At 60.7% G+C, this 16,412-nt stretch carries 21 protein-coding genes; 7 read left to right on the plus strand and 14 right to left on the minus strand.

Annotated features, from left to right (window positions below; translation table 11 throughout):
• Positions 1–13 precede the first annotated feature (13 nt).
• A complete protein-coding gene (locus AC5Y5C_RS10445; protein WP_499971535.1) occupies positions 14–2,437 on the minus strand; it encodes a phosphoketolase family protein in 2,424 nt (807 codons plus the stop codon).
• Positions 2,434–3,090, minus strand: a complete 657-nt coding sequence (locus AC5Y5C_RS10450) for a Crp/Fnr family transcriptional regulator (protein ID WP_499971537.1) — start codon at positions 3,088–3,090, stop codon at positions 2,434–2,436. Before AC5Y5C_RS10450 ends, AC5Y5C_RS10445 begins: the two co-directional genes overlap by 4 nt.
• 143 nt (positions 3,091–3,233) lie before the next feature.
• Here AC5Y5C_RS10450 and AC5Y5C_RS10455 point away from each other — a divergent pair, with 143 nt between their 5' ends.
• Together AC5Y5C_RS10455 and AC5Y5C_RS10460 are read left to right on the plus strand one after the other, a co-directional pair.
• Positions 3,234–3,749, plus strand: coding sequence for a flavin reductase family protein (locus AC5Y5C_RS10455; RefSeq protein WP_499971539.1), 516 nt, complete (start codon positions 3,234–3,236; stop codon positions 3,747–3,749).
• A 49-nt stretch (positions 3,750–3,798) separates the two neighbouring features.
• Positions 3,799–4,818 (plus strand): iron-containing redox enzyme family protein, encoded by a 1,020-nt coding sequence (locus tag AC5Y5C_RS10460; protein WP_499971541.1) that lies wholly within the window; start codon positions 3,799–3,801, stop codon positions 4,816–4,818.
• On the opposite strand, the gene AC5Y5C_RS10465 is transcribed toward AC5Y5C_RS10460, so the two are convergent.
• Positions 4,815–4,979, minus strand: a complete 165-nt coding sequence (locus AC5Y5C_RS10465; RefSeq protein ID WP_499971882.1) for a CDGSH iron-sulfur domain-containing protein — start codon at positions 4,977–4,979, stop codon at positions 4,815–4,817. The genes AC5Y5C_RS10460 and AC5Y5C_RS10465 overlap by 4 nt on opposite strands.
• Positions 4,980–5,023: 44 nt before the next feature.
• A complete protein-coding gene (locus AC5Y5C_RS10470; RefSeq protein WP_499971543.1) occupies positions 5,024–5,719 on the minus strand; it encodes a HemK2/MTQ2 family protein methyltransferase in 696 nt (231 codons plus the stop codon).
• Between the two features lie 297 nt (positions 5,720–6,016).
• Here AC5Y5C_RS10470 and AC5Y5C_RS10475 point away from each other — a divergent pair, with 297 nt between their 5' ends.
• Positions 6,017–6,838, plus strand: a complete 822-nt coding sequence (locus tag AC5Y5C_RS10475; RefSeq protein ID WP_499971545.1) for a SigB/SigF/SigG family RNA polymerase sigma factor — start codon at positions 6,017–6,019, stop codon at positions 6,836–6,838.
• Positions 6,839–7,341: 503 nt separating this feature from the next.
• Positions 7,342–7,764, plus strand: a complete 423-nt coding sequence (locus AC5Y5C_RS10480) for an STAS domain-containing protein (RefSeq protein WP_499971549.1) — start codon at positions 7,342–7,344, stop codon at positions 7,762–7,764.
• 25 nt (positions 7,765–7,789) lie between these two features.
• Here the strand turns inward: AC5Y5C_RS10480 and AC5Y5C_RS10485 are convergent, their stop codons facing one another.
• The 5 genes from AC5Y5C_RS10485 to AC5Y5C_RS10505 form a co-directional block, all read right to left on the minus strand.
• Entirely contained in the window at positions 7,790–8,245 is a 456-nt protein-coding gene (locus AC5Y5C_RS10485) for an ATP-binding protein (protein ID WP_499971551.1), read from the minus strand.
• A 182-nt stretch (positions 8,246–8,427) separates the two neighbouring features.
• A complete protein-coding gene (locus AC5Y5C_RS10490; RefSeq protein ID WP_499971555.1) occupies positions 8,428–9,201 on the minus strand; it encodes a metallophosphoesterase family protein in 774 nt (257 codons plus the stop codon).
• On the minus strand, positions 9,198–10,043 hold the full coding sequence (locus AC5Y5C_RS10495; RefSeq protein ID WP_499971884.1) for a nucleotidyltransferase: 846 nt from the start codon (positions 10,041–10,043) through the stop codon (positions 9,198–9,200). Before AC5Y5C_RS10495 ends, AC5Y5C_RS10490 begins: the two co-directional genes overlap by 4 nt.
• A 111-nt stretch (positions 10,044–10,154) precedes the next feature.
• The gene (locus tag AC5Y5C_RS10500; protein ID WP_499971886.1) at positions 10,155–10,541 is read right to left on the minus strand and encodes a low affinity iron permease family protein; all 387 of its coding nucleotides are present in this window, start codon (positions 10,539–10,541) and stop codon (positions 10,155–10,157) included.
• A 40-nt stretch (positions 10,542–10,581) separates the two neighbouring features.
• Positions 10,582–11,016 (minus strand): low affinity iron permease family protein, encoded by a 435-nt coding sequence (locus AC5Y5C_RS10505; protein ID WP_499971557.1) that lies wholly within the window; start codon positions 11,014–11,016, stop codon positions 10,582–10,584.
• 184 nt (positions 11,017–11,200) lie between these two features.
• Between AC5Y5C_RS10505 and mbp1 the strand changes: the two genes are divergently transcribed.
• Positions 11,201–11,437 (plus strand): microaggregate-binding protein 1, encoded by a 237-nt coding sequence (mbp1, locus tag AC5Y5C_RS10510; protein ID WP_499971559.1) that lies wholly within the window; start codon positions 11,201–11,203, stop codon positions 11,435–11,437.
• Positions 11,438–11,513: 76 nt separating this feature from the next.
• Here the strand turns inward: mbp1 and AC5Y5C_RS10515 are convergent, their stop codons facing one another.
• From AC5Y5C_RS10515 to AC5Y5C_RS10530, 4 genes are read right to left on the minus strand one after another with little or no spacing between them, the layout of a single operon-like run.
• Positions 11,514–11,819, minus strand: coding sequence for a hypothetical protein (locus AC5Y5C_RS10515; protein WP_499971561.1), 306 nt, complete (start codon positions 11,817–11,819; stop codon positions 11,514–11,516).
• A 12-nt stretch (positions 11,820–11,831) separates the two neighbouring features.
• Positions 11,832–12,452: a flavodoxin family protein gene (locus AC5Y5C_RS10520; protein ID WP_499971562.1), complete on the minus strand. Its 621-nt coding sequence runs from the start codon at positions 12,450–12,452 to the stop codon at positions 11,832–11,834.
• 46 nt (positions 12,453–12,498) lie between these two features.
• The gene (locus tag AC5Y5C_RS10525) at positions 12,499–12,867 is read right to left on the minus strand and encodes a hypothetical protein (protein ID WP_499971563.1); all 369 of its coding nucleotides are present in this window, start codon (positions 12,865–12,867) and stop codon (positions 12,499–12,501) included.
• Positions 12,868–12,879: 12 nt separating this feature from the next.
• The gene (locus AC5Y5C_RS10530; RefSeq protein ID WP_499971564.1) at positions 12,880–13,119 is read right to left on the minus strand and encodes a metallothionein; all 240 of its coding nucleotides are present in this window, start codon (positions 13,117–13,119) and stop codon (positions 12,880–12,882) included.
• A 227-nt stretch (positions 13,120–13,346) separates the two neighbouring features.
• Between AC5Y5C_RS10530 and AC5Y5C_RS10535 the strand changes: the two genes are divergently transcribed.
• Both AC5Y5C_RS10535 and AC5Y5C_RS10540 read left to right on the plus strand, forming a co-directional pair.
• Positions 13,347–14,288, plus strand: a complete 942-nt coding sequence (locus AC5Y5C_RS10535; RefSeq protein ID WP_499971565.1) for a glycosyltransferase — start codon at positions 13,347–13,349, stop codon at positions 14,286–14,288.
• A gap of 17 nt (positions 14,289–14,305) precedes the next feature.
• On the plus strand, positions 14,306–15,484 hold the full coding sequence (locus tag AC5Y5C_RS10540; protein ID WP_499971891.1) for a glycosyltransferase: 1,179 nt from the start codon (positions 14,306–14,308) through the stop codon (positions 15,482–15,484).
• On the opposite strand, the gene AC5Y5C_RS10545 is transcribed toward AC5Y5C_RS10540, so the two are convergent.
• A complete protein-coding gene (locus tag AC5Y5C_RS10545; RefSeq protein ID WP_499971567.1) occupies positions 15,463–16,377 on the minus strand; it encodes a glycosyltransferase family 2 protein in 915 nt (304 codons plus the stop codon). The genes AC5Y5C_RS10540 and AC5Y5C_RS10545 overlap by 22 nt on opposite strands.
• Positions 16,378–16,412 lie beyond the last annotated feature (35 nt).

The following is a 16,412-nucleotide window of genomic DNA, read 5'->3' on the forward strand; positions in this document are numbered from 1 at the left end:
CCTGGAAATGCGCTCAGCGGCCGGAGGCCAGAGCGCCGAATTCGTGCTCCCACGACCAGTCCGAGATGACGGGGTCATCGCGACCGTGTTCTCGGGTGTACCGGCACGCCGCGATTCGATCATCGACCATCTCCTGCCTCAGATTTGCCGCCCTGCTGCCTAATCCCTCAACCCTGTCGATCACATCCATAACGAGGTGGAAGCGGTCCAGGTCGTTAAGCATCACCATGTCGAACGGGGTAGTGGTGGTGCCCCGGTCCTTGAATCCGCGCACATGCATCCGATCATGATTGGTGTGCCGATAGGCGAGACGGTGTATCAACCACGGATAACCGTGATAGGCGAAGATGATCGGTTTGTCCGGCGTGAAGAGTGCATCGAAATCACTGTGCGACATGCCATGTGGATGCTCAGATTCGGGCTGCAAGCGCATGATGTCTACGATGTTGACCACGCGGACCGCCAACTCAGGAAGCCTGCGCCGCAGGATATCGGCCGCTGCCAAGGTCTCCAAAGTCGGGACGTCGCCGGCGCAGGCAAGTACGACGTCCGGATCATTCGACGAACTACTGGCCCAATCCCAGATGCCCAGCCCACGTGCACAATGAGCGCGCGCGGTATCCATGTCCATATAGGTCAGCGCCGGCTGCTTGCCTGCCACGACGACATTGACACAATGGCGGCTGCGCAGACAGTGATCAGTGACCGCCAAGAGAGTGTTGGCATCGGGCGGCAGATAGACGCGGACCACCTCCGGTCTCTTGTTCGCGACATGATCGATGAATCCGGGGTCTTGATGGGACGCGCCGTTATGGTCCTGACGCCAGACATGCGACGTCAGAAGGTAGTTCAGCGAAGGAATCTGTTGGCGCCAGGAGACCTGAGCGCTGCTCGATAACCATTTGGCGTGCTGGTTGAGCATAGAGTCGACGATATGGGCGAAGGCTTCATAACAATTGAAGAGGCCGTGCCGCCCGGTAAGGAGATATCCCTCCAGCCACCCTTGGCACAGATGTTCGGAGAGCACTTCCATGACTCTGCCCTCGGGTGCCAAATGTTCGTCGGTGGGTTCGACGCGTTCCAGCCAGACTTTGTCGCTGCGTTCGTAGACCGTGGACAATCGATTGGATGCGGTCTCGTCGGGCCCCATCAGACGGAAGTTGTCCGGATTGTGGTCGATGACGTCACGAAGGTAGGAGCCCAGTACTTTCGTGGCCTCTGCCGTCACGGTGCCGGGGGAGCCGACGGGCACCGCGTATCGATCCACCTCTGGCAGGTCAAGTTCGCGCACTAACAGGCCGCCATTGGCATGCGGGTTACTGCCAATTGCCTTCTCGGCGTGAGGCGCCAGCTCAGCGACCTCGGGACGCAGCACTCCACGGCCGTCGAACAGCTCGTCGGGCCGGTAGCTCTCCAGCCAGTTTTCAAGCTGCGCCAGTTGCGAAGGGTCCGTGCGGCATTCAGATAAGGGCACCTGATGAGAACGCCATGTTCCTTCCACAGGCAGGCCGCTGACCATTTTCGGGCCGGTCCATCCCTTCGGTGTACGCAAGACGATGAGCGGCCAGCGGGGAAGGTGTGTCGTTCGCTCATTCCGGGCCTGCCGCTGAATATCCACGATGCGGTCGAATGCCCAGTCACATGCGGCGGCCAGCTGCTGGTGAACCTCCGCGGGGTCCTCGCCGGCGACTATGCGGGGATCGTGACCGTACCCCGTCAAAAGTGCCAGTAGATCCTCCTCTGACATGCGCGCCAGCAGCGTTGGGTTCGCGATCTTATAGCCATTCAGATGCAGGATCGGGAGCACCGCACCGTCGGTGGCGGGGTTCAGGAATTTATTGGAATGCCAGCTCGCCGCTAGTGGTCCGGTCTCAGCCTCTCCGTCGCCGATAACACAGGCGACCACCAAGTCCGGATTGTCGAAGGCCGCACCATAGGCGTGAGCAAGTGCATAGCCGAGCTCTCCGCCCTCGTGGATGGACCCCGGGGTCTCCGGTGCCGTGTGGCTGGGAATGCCGCCAGGAAAGGAGAACTGCCTGAACAGTTTTCGCAGGCCGTCCAGCCCCTGATCGACGTGCGCGTAAAAATGGCTGTAGCTGCCCTCGAGGTAGGTGTTGGCCACCACACCGGGGCCACCATGCCCGGGCCCGGTGACGAGCATGACGTTGGTGCCGCGCCGGCGAATGACACGATTGAGGTGCGCATAGAGAATGTTCAGCCCGGGAGTTGTACCCCAGTGACCGAGCAGGCGTGGCTTGATATGACTGGCTGTCAGTGGTTCGCGCAGTAGAGGGTTGTCCAATAGGTAGATTTGGCCCACGGACACGTAATTGGCGGCGCGCCAGTATGCATCGATCTGCCTGACCTCATGGGCGGAAAGCGGTCGCGAACCTACGTAGGGCTCAGAATCATTGAGGCGCAGCGTGGTATCCGTCATTCCCGGGCTCCCGTCGCGGCGTGGTTATGTATCGAGAGTGCCTCACGGTCGTAGATCGTCATCGACCCACCGCAAGCCCGAATGAGGCCGCGCGTCTCCAGGTCGTGCAGGACATGGCAGATCGATTCCCGCGATGTCCCTACCAAGTCGGCAAGCTGATGTTGTGTTAGACCGTGCTCCACATATACGGAGTCGCCGTCCTTGACGCCGAACCTTTGCGCCAGGTCCAAGAGCTGTGCCGCGACACGCGCCGTGATGTCGGAATGAGGAACGTCCGCTACTTTGCGCGTGGCCTTACGCAGTTGCCGCGCCAGCACCCTGAGCAACTGCTCGGCAGCCTCGCTCTGCTGGCCGATCCACCAGCGCATGGTCTGGCGGTCTATGGCCGTCGCCACCACCCGAGTGAGCGCCCGCGCCTCCGACGATCGCGGTTCCGAGTCGAAGACTGAGAGCTCACCGAACATCTCCATGGGCCCCACCAGTGTTGCCAGAGCGCCCGACCCATTGCCCGCGCGCCGACGCAACGCCACCTTGCCCTCAGTAACCAGGTACATGCGATCGCCCGAGTCTCCTGGGCTGAAGATCACCTCGTCTGCCCGAAAACTCTCGGAAGTGAGATACGGAACTACCGCCGACTTAGCGGGCATTCGCATACCCCGAAACACTGGCGTTTGCCCTACCTCACTCAGCACAATTACTCCGAATCCCTGGACAGTGGTACGGCCTACCTACCCGTTCTGAATCCGGTCAAACGGGTACGCCTGCGGTAGGTGACATCGAAGATCGGAGATTGGAAATGGCAAGCGCCTACTCGTCTGAACCGGGTGTGCACACAGAGTTCGCGAAGCTCATGGGCCAACTCGATCATCCGGTCTACGTGGTGACTGGGCGGGGATCCGACGGCCCCTCGGGCTGCCTCGTCGGGTTCGCCAGCCAAGTCAGCATCAACCCGCCGCTGTTTCTCGCCGGACTATCCGAACAGAACCACACGTGGCGGGCAGCGCGCGGTGCAAGCCACCTCGCGGTGCATGTGATCCCACGGACGTACGGCACGCTGGTGCACCTCTTTGGAGAGCTCACGGGCGACACCGTGGACAAGTTCGCTCTGTGCTCCTGGCACAGCGGCCCGTATGGCGTTCCGATTCTGGAAGACTCTTCGGCCTGGTTCGTGGGGGAGGTCCTGGCACGCGTCGAGTTCGGCGATCATATCGGCCACGTTCTGGCGCCGGTCGCCGTCAACCGGACAACGAAGTCCGTCGCATACGTGACATCGCGCGATGCCACCGGACTGAGTCCAGGGCACGAAGCATGACCGACCCGGCGATCGTTTAGCCGCACCCCTTCGTGGGTACTCATCACCTGTGAATCGCACAGCACTCGCCGTCGAGCCCCGCCTCCCGCGGCCGAGGGGCCCATTATCTGCGGCGGTGCTCGACGTCCTCACCGAGCGGTCACCGTCGATGTCTTCGGACGACATTGAAGATGCGATCGCCGCCGCGGACCCCTACGGGCTGGACCTGCACCTCGCCCTGTACGTCTGTTATGAGCTGCACTACCGGGGGTTCGCGGGCGTCGATCCTCGATGGGAATGGGATACCCGGCTGTTGCGCCTGCGGCACCGAATGGAGGAAGAGCTGCTGGCCAGGCTTGAGCATGATGCCGGTCAAGACTCACGCGAAAACACCATCACGGCCGAACTCGACGCTCTGCTCAGCGAGACAGCGAGCGACGCGAGCCTATCCACACACCTTGCCGAGCGTGCCTCATGGGAGCAGATGCTGGAGTACTTCGTCCACCGTTCGATCTACCACCTCAAGGAAGGCGACCCCCAGGCATGGGTGATTCCCCGCCTGTCCGGACGGGCCAAAGCCTCATTTGTGGCCATCGAATTCGATGAGTTTGGGGGAGGCCACGAAAGCGCGCTACACCAGAAGTTGTTTGCCAACCTCCTGGAGGCCGCAGGGCTGGACGCGACGTATCTCGGCTATCTCGATCACGCGTCAGCCGAGTCGCTCGCGGCCGTCAACGTGATGTCCATGTTCGGGTTGCACCGTGCGTTGCGGGGCGCGGCGGTGGGCCACTTCGCGGCTACGGAAATTACGTCCCCGCCGGGCTCACGGCGAATGGTCCAGGGGCTGCATCGCCTCTCGGCTCCGGCCCCATGCATCGACTTTTATCAAGAGCATGTCGAGGCCGACGCGGTCCACGAGGAAGTGGTGCGTTCCGACGTCATCGCAAGTCTGGTCGAATCTGACCCGGATGTGAGCGGCCGCGTAGTGTTCGGCATGCGCATCTTCCGCCTCGTCGAGGATCGCCTGGCTCAGCACTTGATGAGCAGCTGGGCGCTGGGTCGCACTTCGTTGAACCGGCCTCTGGATTAGCTCTCGCGCCGCCTCTTCGGACTTTTCCGATGACGATGACTGGTGTCGCACAACGGGTAGCAGGAGCTTTTGTGGCACATGCAGATGGCCACTTGAAACCTATCGGAGACCACTGTCTCGCCACCGGGCAGTTGGATGTCGACGGGCCCTTCGATCATCATGGGCCCCGAAGAAACGATCCTCACCAGACAACGATCGCGACGATTCATGACCGCCTGCCTGCGATTACCGCCAGCCGTTCAATGCGACGCCCCTTCTCAAGGCGGCCTTCCCGCTCCAGCCACGGTGCGCGCGCCGACATCACCGGCCCAAACGGAACATCCTTCTCGGCAACAATTTTCGCTGATAATCCGTTGGTCGTGAGCGCCTGCAAAGTTCGAGATATATCGGCAAACTCGGACTGGACCAGAAGCAACACGCCGGTGGGCCCGAGGAGATCCCGCGAATGCGCACAGAGCGGATCCAACACCATCCGGCCATCGATACCCGCATGGAATGCCAGTGTTGTCCCTACCGAATCAGGAAAGGATTCACCACGTGTAATCCGACGGTCACCGGGCACATACGGCGGGTTGGCGAGTACCAGATCGAACGGTCCGAACTCCGCGGCGCGTCTCCAGTCACCCTGGACGACATCGATATTGAGGCCAGCCCTGTAAGCGTTACCCTTGGCGCACTGCACGGCATACGGGCAAATATCAAACGCTGTGACGGCCACAGCCCCGAACCGGACGGCCTCCAAGGCCAAATATCCACTGCCCGTGTATAGATCACACACACGGAGGCCCTTGGGGGGAACGACCCGAATCATTGTTTCGTTCAGCAACGCCGAATCATGCTGCGGTGCATAAACGCCCGGGTCGACCTGAATGGCGCCGCCCACAGAACGATCAAGCAACATCCCATTCACTCCTCGAATTCGTGGACAGCTTTCCGGTCCATGAATTCCCTGCTGCCCACGAATCAAACATCCACTAGCGAACACCTTTCGGCGAGCACTGGCCCGCCACGGGGTGGTGCTCTTCGCGATATCCGCTTAGTGTTGAGTGCAGTAGACGTGGCGCGTACCGGTTGACACGCACAGTGTGGTCCGGGCCGGCACCGCCCAGGTGACGAAGCGCCGTCACACGCAAGCAGAGCAGGCCGGCGTGTGATTGGCCAGGAGGCGCGGCCGCGACAGCGTTGAGAGGGTTCGTACATGGAAAGCCCTGTGGATGTTCCGGAGATCGGACGCACTGAGGCTCGGTCCAAACAGGGCAGCAGTACCGCAGAAGACTATTCGGATGTACCCGATATGTTCTTGGCGCTCGTGAGGCTGCCACCGGATAGCGCCGCTTATCATCGTGGCCGCGAGCAGATTGTGAATAGATGCCTGCCTTTGGCCGACAATGTCGCGCGTCATTTCGACCGACGCGGCGAAGATCTCGAAGACCTGGTCCAAGTGGCTCGCGTCGGCCTGCTGAATGCAATCAATCGATTTGACCCCGAGAAAGGATCGAGCTTCCTGGGTTTCGCCGTACCCACCATGATGGGGGAGGTGCGCCGGCACTTTCGCGACCACGGATGGTCAATGCATGTACCACGCGCGATTCGGGACAGGCATGTACAGATTGCATGGGCGACTGCCGAACTGACCCAGACCTTGCAACGAGCGCCGACGGCCGGTGAATTGGCAGCCGAATTGGATATCAGCCGTGAAGACGTGGTGGAAAGTCTCGTCGCGGCAGACGCCTACCAGCCACAGTCAATCGAAGCACCGCTCGCGCACGGAGATGAAGAATCCAAACATCTGTCAGACCTACTCGGAGATTCCGATCCAGCGCTGGAACACGTTACGAATCGCGAGGCGGTGCGTCCATTGCTGGTGAAGCTGCCGAGGCGTGAGCGCACGGTCCTGGAACTTCGGTTCTTCAAGGGAATGACCCAGAGTCAGATAGCCGAGGAAATAGGCGTTTCCCAGATGCACGTTTCACGAATTCTCAGTGACACCCTTCGATATCTGCGGGAACAACTGCAGTAACCGCGGGTGGTTCAGCAGCCCTCTCAGCGGGTATGCCCCGGTACACACGCGACCGGAGGTGAATCATGGATGCGTTCTGGCTACTGCGTCGTTTTGCCGGGTTTGTACGGCGGGATTACCCGCAGAACGCCCCGACAGTCGGCCACTGGCCACTCGTGGCGCTCATGCCCGGCCTGGTCGAACCCGACCAGGCCCAAGACGATCGAAATTAGCCCAACACCACACCCCGTATATCCATGTCGCCCCGCGGAGAACGTTTCTACGAGGCGAAATAACGTCGATTGTGTGGTGCCCCAACGACCAGCGCCGGTATTTGCACTGCACCACCGCGACGGCAGGAAGCGTTGTGCACAGATGCGGGTCGGCGTAGCCTGATCGTCAGGTTGAGTCCACAGCCGCGCGGGATCTGCAGATGCCAGTGCTGTCTCGGGGCTTCCATACCGGGCAGGCTGCCTGGCGTCTCCCATCCGAAAGAATGCACGCTTCGATCGATGGAGTCACATATGTCTGTCATTGACCAAAATGCATCACGTGCCGCAGCTCGAACCAAAACTGGTGTTGTTCCGCTGTTTTCATCAACTGATGACACTGCGCGGTTCACGGCTCATTGGCACCGCCCATCTATAGTCCTCGTGAGCGCCATGGGAGAGGTCGACGCCGTCAACGCCGGGCACCTCACGGAATATGCGACACGCTATCTCGATGGGCATCGCGCCCTCGTGCTGGATCTACAAGGCCTGCAGTTCTTCGGCACCGACGGTCTGGTGGCCCTCGACGAGGTACGTCGTCATTGCGCGTTGCACGGTACCGAATGGTCGGTTATTCCGGGCCGGGCCGTCACGAAACTGCTCGAAATCAGTGGAGGCAGTAGCACCTTCCCGCTGAGCGATTCTGTGCCCGAGGCCTGGAGAAGGCTAGCGCCGTAGCCGGTTTCCGAATGTTCGCGTGGCGTTATCCGTGTGCCACGTGTACGGCCGCGGGGGCATCTCGCTGCGCGGACATCGCGACACCGACGACCCGGCCGACAGGATCATCCAATGGGCTTCGCTCGAAAGTTTCGACATGGTCCACCAGCGAGTTGAGTACGTACCAACTGAAACTGTCGAGCGGAAAGACGTCTCCTGCCAGACAATGTGTGTGCACGGCGATGTTGAGACGGTCCGGATGAAACTCCAGCCGAACGGTGAGCATGGCATCGGGCACCGACGCCTTGATCAATCGGGTACAGGCCTCGTCCGTCGCCAACTTCAGATCGGCCACCGTGTCCATATCAATGTCATCGAAGGTCGTCGCCGCACCTACGACCGTGCGAATCATCGCCAGATTGCTTAGCCGAGCTGCCATTTCGAACGTCAGAGACCGGTCGTCATGGTGGCCGACGGAGTCAGTGGTGTGGGCCTCGGTCATATCTCTCCCAATATTGCCTGCGTTCGAGATTACCCGGATCATCGGTGAGTAACCAATACTTGGCGGCATCGACTCGCGTACACGCTGGATCGTGCGTGTCGCCGATGAATTTAGGTAACGTAAGTATACCTCTTATACCGTCATCGTATGACAGGTCAAGGCAATTCATCGCTGATCGCTGTTCACAAGTCTGTCTTCCCCGGGAGGGTATGCGGTGATGCTGCCATCGCCGGACTGCGAGCGTGCTTCGCAAGGGTGTACACCGCATAGGCAGAGCGCAATACCGGTTGTGCGACATTGCGGACCGGAACACCTCCTGGTGTACGCCCATGTTCGGTACCGGCGTGAGCGTGGCCGTGCACCGCGAGGTCCGAACCAGCGGTATCAATAGCCTCACCCAGGAGATACGACCCCAAAAACGGATAGATCTCCAGCGGCTCGCCGCCCAGCGTCTCCGGAATGGGCGCATAGTGCAACAACGCAATTCGCAGATCTGTATCGAGTGCACCCAACGCTTGTGCCAGCTGGCCCGCATTAGATTGTGTGTATCCGATGAACGCCTTCATTTCCGGTTCGCCGAAGTTACTTCCGCAACGCCCGGCGAAACCACCCCCAAACCCTTTGGTACCTGCCACTCCGACGGAAACACCCCCGATATCGGCGCTAACGCCATCACCGTCCAGCACGATAATTCCATAGCTACATAGGATCTCGGTGATCTCCGACACCTGGTCGGAGTGATAGTCGTGGTTTCCCAGCACTGCGATGACGGGTACGCCAAGCTCGGCGAATTCGGCTGCCACCACCTCGCCCTCGGCGGCCGTCCCTGTTCGCGTTAGGTCGCCGGCCAACAGCAGCAGATCCGCGTACTCACCGATATCGTCAAACGCCGGCCGCAGCTGCATCCTGGATTCTTCTCCGAGATGTATGTCGCCGACGGCCGCGACACGGATCATGAGATTAGCTCCTCCCGGCCGGGCTTGCCCGTATCCGATACACGCACCATGTTGCGAATATCCATGCCGGGCGCGTACTCCCGCGCGACAACCGAAAGCATCTCCCTGCGTTGCGGACAATCAACCTCACCGTCCAACGCCAATGTCTCGCCATCGAATGTCACCGTCACACCCAACTCGGCTGTTCGCGAGTCCTCGGCGAGCCTCCTCCGGAGTTCAGCCTCGTCGTACTGCCTCCCACCATCGGCCTTTGCACTATTCAGGTCCACAACGTCCAGCTCCGCGAGAAGATTCAGAAAAGCTGTGGCGTAAGGTGATCGCTGCGTTGATCGATGCACTTGGAGCCAGTCGACCTGTTCCCTGATTGCGCGAGCGATCCCCAGGAGCGGTCCAAAGTCGCAACGATGCGAATCAAGGACGAGCAACTTGTCCACCATGAGATCCGTCGCCCTGACCACAGGCGCCCGGGTCGGCCCTATTTGCATGGACTCGGCTCGGCTGAGGAATTCAACGTCAACGGGCCGATCGTTGGGACAGAAGATGAGGTCCACCAACACGTTTCCGTCATATACCTTCGTAAGCCAGCTCTCGGGGGGATCCTTCGGCCGCATACCCGCGGCTTCCAATGCGCGCACGCTGTCCGGCACATCCTCCTCCCGCAGAAAAATGTCGATGTCGTGAGTCGTCACGGGCCCGCCACGCGCATAGACGGCACACCCGCCGGCCACCGCGAACGCAATCTTGTTCTCAGACAGGACCGTTACCACCCTGGTCAGAGTCTGAAGCAGCGCCTGTTCATTCATGGTAGCCGTGACGTACCCGCTGCGCCGCGCGCTAACCATCGATTCCTCGCACGTCTTTTCCGGCTCCGGAACGGCGGTGATACAGACCCGCGGCTCTACGACCACCGCCGAATCAATACGTGCCACCGGTTTACGTTGGCCAACAGCGGTTCATGATCGAGGCAGGTTCGAGGGCGGCGACATGTCAGAATTCTGATTGTCCGGCATTTCCCCACCAGACCGCGTTTCATGATGCAAGCGATGGTGAACTTCTTCCTGTTCGAAGACTTCACGGTCTTCGATATCTATCGCCTCTTCGTTGGCCGCCGGGATGGCACTGATGAGCTCGTCCAGCTTCAGCAGCACCGCATTGGTGTCACGGTTGGTGGTGTGCTGGATCAGAAACAACATGAGGAGACTGACGAGCGCTCCCATGGAGTACACCAGCGTTTGCCACCACGTGGGAAATTCAGACATCAGCCCGGTCACCAGCAGTACGAAGACCACAGTGAGGGCGGCCAAGGAGAGCCAGATGGAACCGGCCCAGCGTGTGATCACTCCCGGCAACGAGGCTAGCCGTGCCCGGTAGCCGCCGCGGCTACGGGGAATCTGTGCTCTCATGTTCTTCGAGTCCGACGGCGTCAAGAAGTTCTTTGCGATCTTTGTCGAGCTGAAATGCCAAGCTTGGGTTCATTTGCGCCAGGGCATCCACAATATCCGCGAGTGCGTCGGCGATGCCATTGAGCTTCTGCTGTACCGCATCATCGGATCGTCTTTGGGTGTTCTGCAAGAGCGCTACCAAAAGAAACGTGATGATCGTGGTCAGTGTGTTGATGATCAACTGCCACGTGTCGATGTTGAAGAGAACGAATGTCGGCGCCCACACCACCACGATGAGCACGCACATCACAAAGAACCACGGCTGCGAAACATGGCCGGCCATGAGCGTTGCGAATCGGTCAAATGCCGACACCCGCGGGCTCACCTCGGATGGAAAGATGGCCTTGCTGTGCGGCCTGGTGCTACTGCTCATCACTGCGATCCTCCTGCTCATCGCACGAAATACCCCATACCGCAACATTTAAACGGTCGCACTAGGCCGAGGTGACATGTTTGAGCGGTGGGCGAGCGGTAATCCGCTGATTGACGGGGAGTGCCACTCAAGGCCGAGTTGCACCCCGTCGGTCATCAGCCAACCGATCGACAGGAGAACCCATATGACCGAAAAGAGCAGCGGCCCGCAGGAAGCCGTGCGAGGTGTAGTCGAGGATGTCAAAGGAAAGACCAAGGAGGCGATCGGAACCGTTACAGGAGATGATGACCTCATCGAAGAGGGCAAGGCCCAACAGGACAAGGCTGAATCGCAACGCGAAGCAGCGCACAAGGAAGCCGAAGCCGAAAAGTCCAGAGCGGAAGCCAAATCCGATGAGAAGCGTCAAAAGGCGCATGAGTAAATGCATCACAAAGGAGGCGGGCACCTGGTGCCCGTCCTCTTTGTGTATCGGCTGTGTATCGGCAACTGCCAGCCGCTCAATCGTGGTGCGGCGCGGAATGCTCCTCGTGCCATACGTTCTCCGCACGACGCACCCGTTCACGTTCAATGTGCAGCCAGAGCCAACCAAGAAAGAACAGCACGAACGCTGATCCGCCTGCTATGGACGTCCAACCATAGAACCGATATGCGGCGGCAGTGAGGCCCAGCACCACCGCCGTAACGCCCAGTGCGATGAACGCCAACCCGGGCCACGCGGCCCTATCGGTCAAAGACTCACCCGCGTGCGGGCGAAAGGTGCGCGCATGATCAACAGGTTCGGGATCGCTACTTCCTTCTCGCATGATTTTCTCCTATTAAGCTGGCGGGTAACGATATTCGCGGAGCAGTCGCGCGAGATGTACTGCGTTGTGCGCGGCAGAGGCGGTGGCAGACGCGACTGCTTCGGGCGTCTGGGGGAGGTCCTGATAGTCGGTTGTGTGCATCGCCTCGCCGTTCCAGTACGTGCAGCCCTGGGATGGCACGCTATAACCGACATCGTTGAGCGCTTGAAAAAGGTCGGCGGTGATTTTGTGTGCACCATCCTCGTTGCCCACCACCGCTGCGACTGCGACCTTGCCCGAAAGAATCGGCCGGCCTTCTTCATCCGTCTCCGACAACTCTGCGTCCAGCCGCTCGAGAACACGTTGCGCGACACTCGACATATGGCCCAGCCATGTCGGTGTGCCGAGTATCAAAATATCCGCGCCCAGGACCTTGCCACGCACCTGCGGCCACTGATCGCCGTATCCCATATCCCGCTCGACACCAGGATGGATGTCATAGTCGGCGCATCGGACACTCTCGCAATGCACGCCGTCCTCGCGCAACAACGCGGCCAGCTGGTCGGTGATCAGTTCGGTGCTGGAGCGCTCACCGTGGCGTTTCAGACTGCATACCAGGCTCAGTGCCCGCAGTGGTTCCTGGACGATAGTCATGTCGTAGCAGTACCCACAATCCGATTCGTCAAACCGGCCGACTCCATCACGTCGTCATCATCCGGCCCGACAGCATCAGAGTCACGACCATCAGCAACAGTAGGAACCATCCAGCGCCCTGCCAGATCCACCAGCTTTCGCGGCGTCTCCACACCCGATAGGTCTGCACAAAGGCGATAATCCCGCCCAGCAAGAGAACTCCCGGCGCCGCTAGCGCGATCAGCGGCGTTCCGTGCCTGCCACACAGCCCCTCGTCCGCCTGAAGGCTGACTGAACACTGTCCCATCCAGATGACGGTGGCGACAAAGGTGACGACAGCGAGTGCCACGATCGCGGTGCTGAACCACACCGCTCGCGCAAACCCCTTCCTGTCTTGGCTTTTGCGCTCCGCGGAGCTATACATCGGGGCATTCATGTGCTTGAAAGGTCAGCTCTCACTGTTGTTGCTCGTCCCTGCGAACTGGGCCTGGCGCGCACAGTGGGTGCAGCAGTAGAGCCGACCATCCTCCTCTGTGCCGTGGCCGAGGATGCGGCAACCGCAGAGCGCACACTCCGGCGCCAGCTCCGTAATCGCACACTCCAGACTGTCAAACGTGGCAGTCTTGTCGCCCCAGGTCACAGTGAAGGTGTTGTGATAGACATTCCCGCAGGTGGTGCACACTGCCATGGCGTCGTCCTTCCGTTGAATCCTGTGGAGAACAAGCTTCCCGGAAAGGGCGGATTTCAAACTTCCACCGTGAGCTCGCCGTGACTCGCTGAGGCGTGATGCCACATCGCCGTTGGCATTGTCCGCGTACGAGTGACCGTCACAGGCGGCTGCTGAAGTGTTTAATGAATTACCCATAGGGTATTCGGCTCGCCATGGGGTGCACACGACAGATATTCGATATCGCAATGTGGCATGTTCATGGCTCTTGGTCGCAAGCGTTCACATCTGGCGGCCACCGTTACCTGTTGCCCACGAACCTGTCTCGCGATGCGGATGGACGTGGCCGCAGCGGCCGTCAGTGGCCCAACGCGCGTGAGATCCCGATCGATGCGCTCGCCACGCAGCACGTCGACCTGGTAGTCCTACAGCGCCCGCACGAACTGCAACTGGTAAGGCGTTGGCTCGGACGTGAGCCCGGTATTGACGTACCGGCGGTGTACGTCGAGCACAATGCTCCGCGTCCACACGCCGCCGAAACCGTGCACCCGCTGGCTGACCGCTGCGACATACCCATCGTGCACGTCACCGAGTTCAACCGGCTCATGTGGGACAACGGAGTGGCTCCTACGCTCGTCATCGGCCACGGGATTGAAGACCCCGGGCCGCTCTACACAGGCGAGATTCCCTCCGCGGCCACGATGATCAACGAACCGGTCACGCGAGGACGCATCGTCGGAACTGACCTGTTGGATCCCCTGAGCAGCTATGCGCCGATCGATGTCTGGGGCATCGCCACCGATGAGCTGAACTCTGCGACTCGCACGAGCCGTGTGCGGGGCCATGGCGATATCCCGGGATACTCAGTACTCAAACAGGTTTCACGTCGTCGCAGCTATTTGCACACTGCCCGGTGGACGTCCCTGGGTCTTTCCTTGGTCGAGGCCATGTACTGCGGAATGCCCGTGGTCGCCGTCGCCTCGACGATGGCGCCGATGGTGATTCCACCTGAAGCGGGTGTGGTCAGCGCCGACATCTCCGTACTGGGCGAATCGCTCGCTGAATTCACGACAGACGTCACGAGATCCCGGATGTGCGGCAAGACAGCACGGGAATTCGCTTGTGAGAACTTCCGAATCGACCGGTTCCATGCCGAATGGGACCGCCTTATCGAGGAGATGTGCACATGATCGACGTGGCTCGACCGTTGAGCGTGGCAATGATTTCTGAACATGCGAGCCCATTGGCACGTTTGGGTGACGTCGATGCAGGTGGGCAGAACGTCGCGGTTGCCAGGCTGTCGGCCGCGATGGCCGCACACGGTCATCGCGTAACCGTCTATACCCGGCGAGAGGATGCGCGATTGCCAGAGTGCGTCGAGACAGAAGACGGCTATACGGTGGTCCATGTACCCGCCGGCCCGCCCGATAAGCTGCCCAAAGATGCGCTGCTGCAATATATGCCGATGTTCGCGAACTTCCTACGGCATGCCTGGCGGAGTCACAGGCCGGATGTCGCCCATGCCCATTTCTGGATGTCTGGACTTGCCACGCTTCAGGCAGCGAGGCCATACGACGTCCCGATGGTACAGACCTTTCATGCGCTAGGTACCGTCAAACGACTGCATCAAGGAGCCGGAGACACCAGTCCGACCGACCGGATTCGGCTGGAGACCCACCTCGCGCGGGATGCCGACTGGATCCTGGCAACGTGCTCGGACGAGGTGCGCGAGCTGCAGAAGATGGGGCGGCGGTCTCGGCTTTCGGTTGTACCCTGCGGCGTCGATATCACCAGATTTCACAACCAGGGGCCAATAGCGGTACGCGGCAGGCGACATCGCATCGTCGCCGTCGGCCGTCTGGTACCACGCAAGGGGTTCGACACAGTCATCAAGGCAATGCCTCATATCGGCAACACCGAACTGGTGATCGCGGGCGGCCCCGACAAAGCCGAACTGGACACCGACCGTGAGGCTGCCCGCCTCCAACAGCTCGCACAGCGTCTGGGGGTCGCCGATCGCGTCCACCTCTACGGCGGAATTGAACCTGACGAGATGCCGATGCTCCTGCGGTCCGCGGATGTTGTCGCCGCGACACCCTGGTACGAACCATTCGGAATCGTTCCCGTCGAGGCGATGGCCTGCGGAGTGCCTGTCGTCGCGTCGGCGGTGGGCGGCATGCTCGACACGGTGGTCGACGACGTGACCGGCAGGCTGGTTCCGGCTAAGGATCCGCGCGCCTTCGCGGAAGCAGTCAAACCGTTGCTCTGGGATCGGCGCCTACGCATCCGGCTGGGCGAAGCCGGACGGGCGCGCGCCTGTGCCCATTACACCTGGGAATCGTGCAGTACCGCAACCGAGCAGACCTATCGACGGCTGCTGGCGTGAGTGTCGGGCTCCACATCGTCGTTATCCATTGTGGCCAAAGCCCTTTCCACCTGATCTGGTAGACGGCGACGGTCAGCGGCAACAGCGGGTAACGAACCCACAGCCTCCCATAGCGCCCGGCGATAGGCGGGCCCACGCAGCGCGGCACGGGCCAGCTTGCCGCCCGCGCGCACGCATTCGGGATACGGCCTGCGCAACCATGCGGACAAGGTCTCATTCCGGAGCGCCCGGGCACGCTGCTCACTGCTCGGGGGGCGGACCTGCGAGGGCTGATGGTAGGCAACCAATTCGGAGCAATAGCACAGCTGCCATCCTCTACTCGCGAGATCCCATGCCAAGAGCTGTTCCTCGCCCCGGAAGTGCAGAATGGGACTGAATCCGCCCACCGCGGTAAACGCACTCCTGCGCACGATCGACGAACAGGCCAGAAAACCGAGGACCGACGGGCCAGGAAGACCCGGCCATTGGCCCAACGGGCTGTTGGACAACGCATCTACCACAGGGTCTTCACGCCCTTCCGGCAGCACAATGGTGCGTGCCGCGAGCAACGCAACACCCGGGTTCTGGCTCAGTACCGATTCCGCGACACCGATGGAATCCGCGTCCCACCAAGAGTCGTCGTCACAGAAGGCGACGTAATCGGTATTGCAATACGCCACGCCTACGTTGCGCGCCACCGCGCCGAGATTCGCACGCAGCGGCACCACCGTCAGCCGATGTCCATCCGCCGCCTGAAGGCTCTTCATTGCGGCGACCGAGTCGTCATCGGATGCGTTGTCCACAACCACTATTGGCCCTTGGACCGTATCCAGCATGCGGCGCACGACCGACGCCAGTTCCGAAGCGCGGTTTCGGCTGGCGATGACGATTGATGTCTGGACATTCCGTGTCACAACGCACTGGACTACCCCTTAAGCGGTTCGCTAAA

The organism is Mycobacterium sp. NGS15 (genome assembly GCF_059813245.1).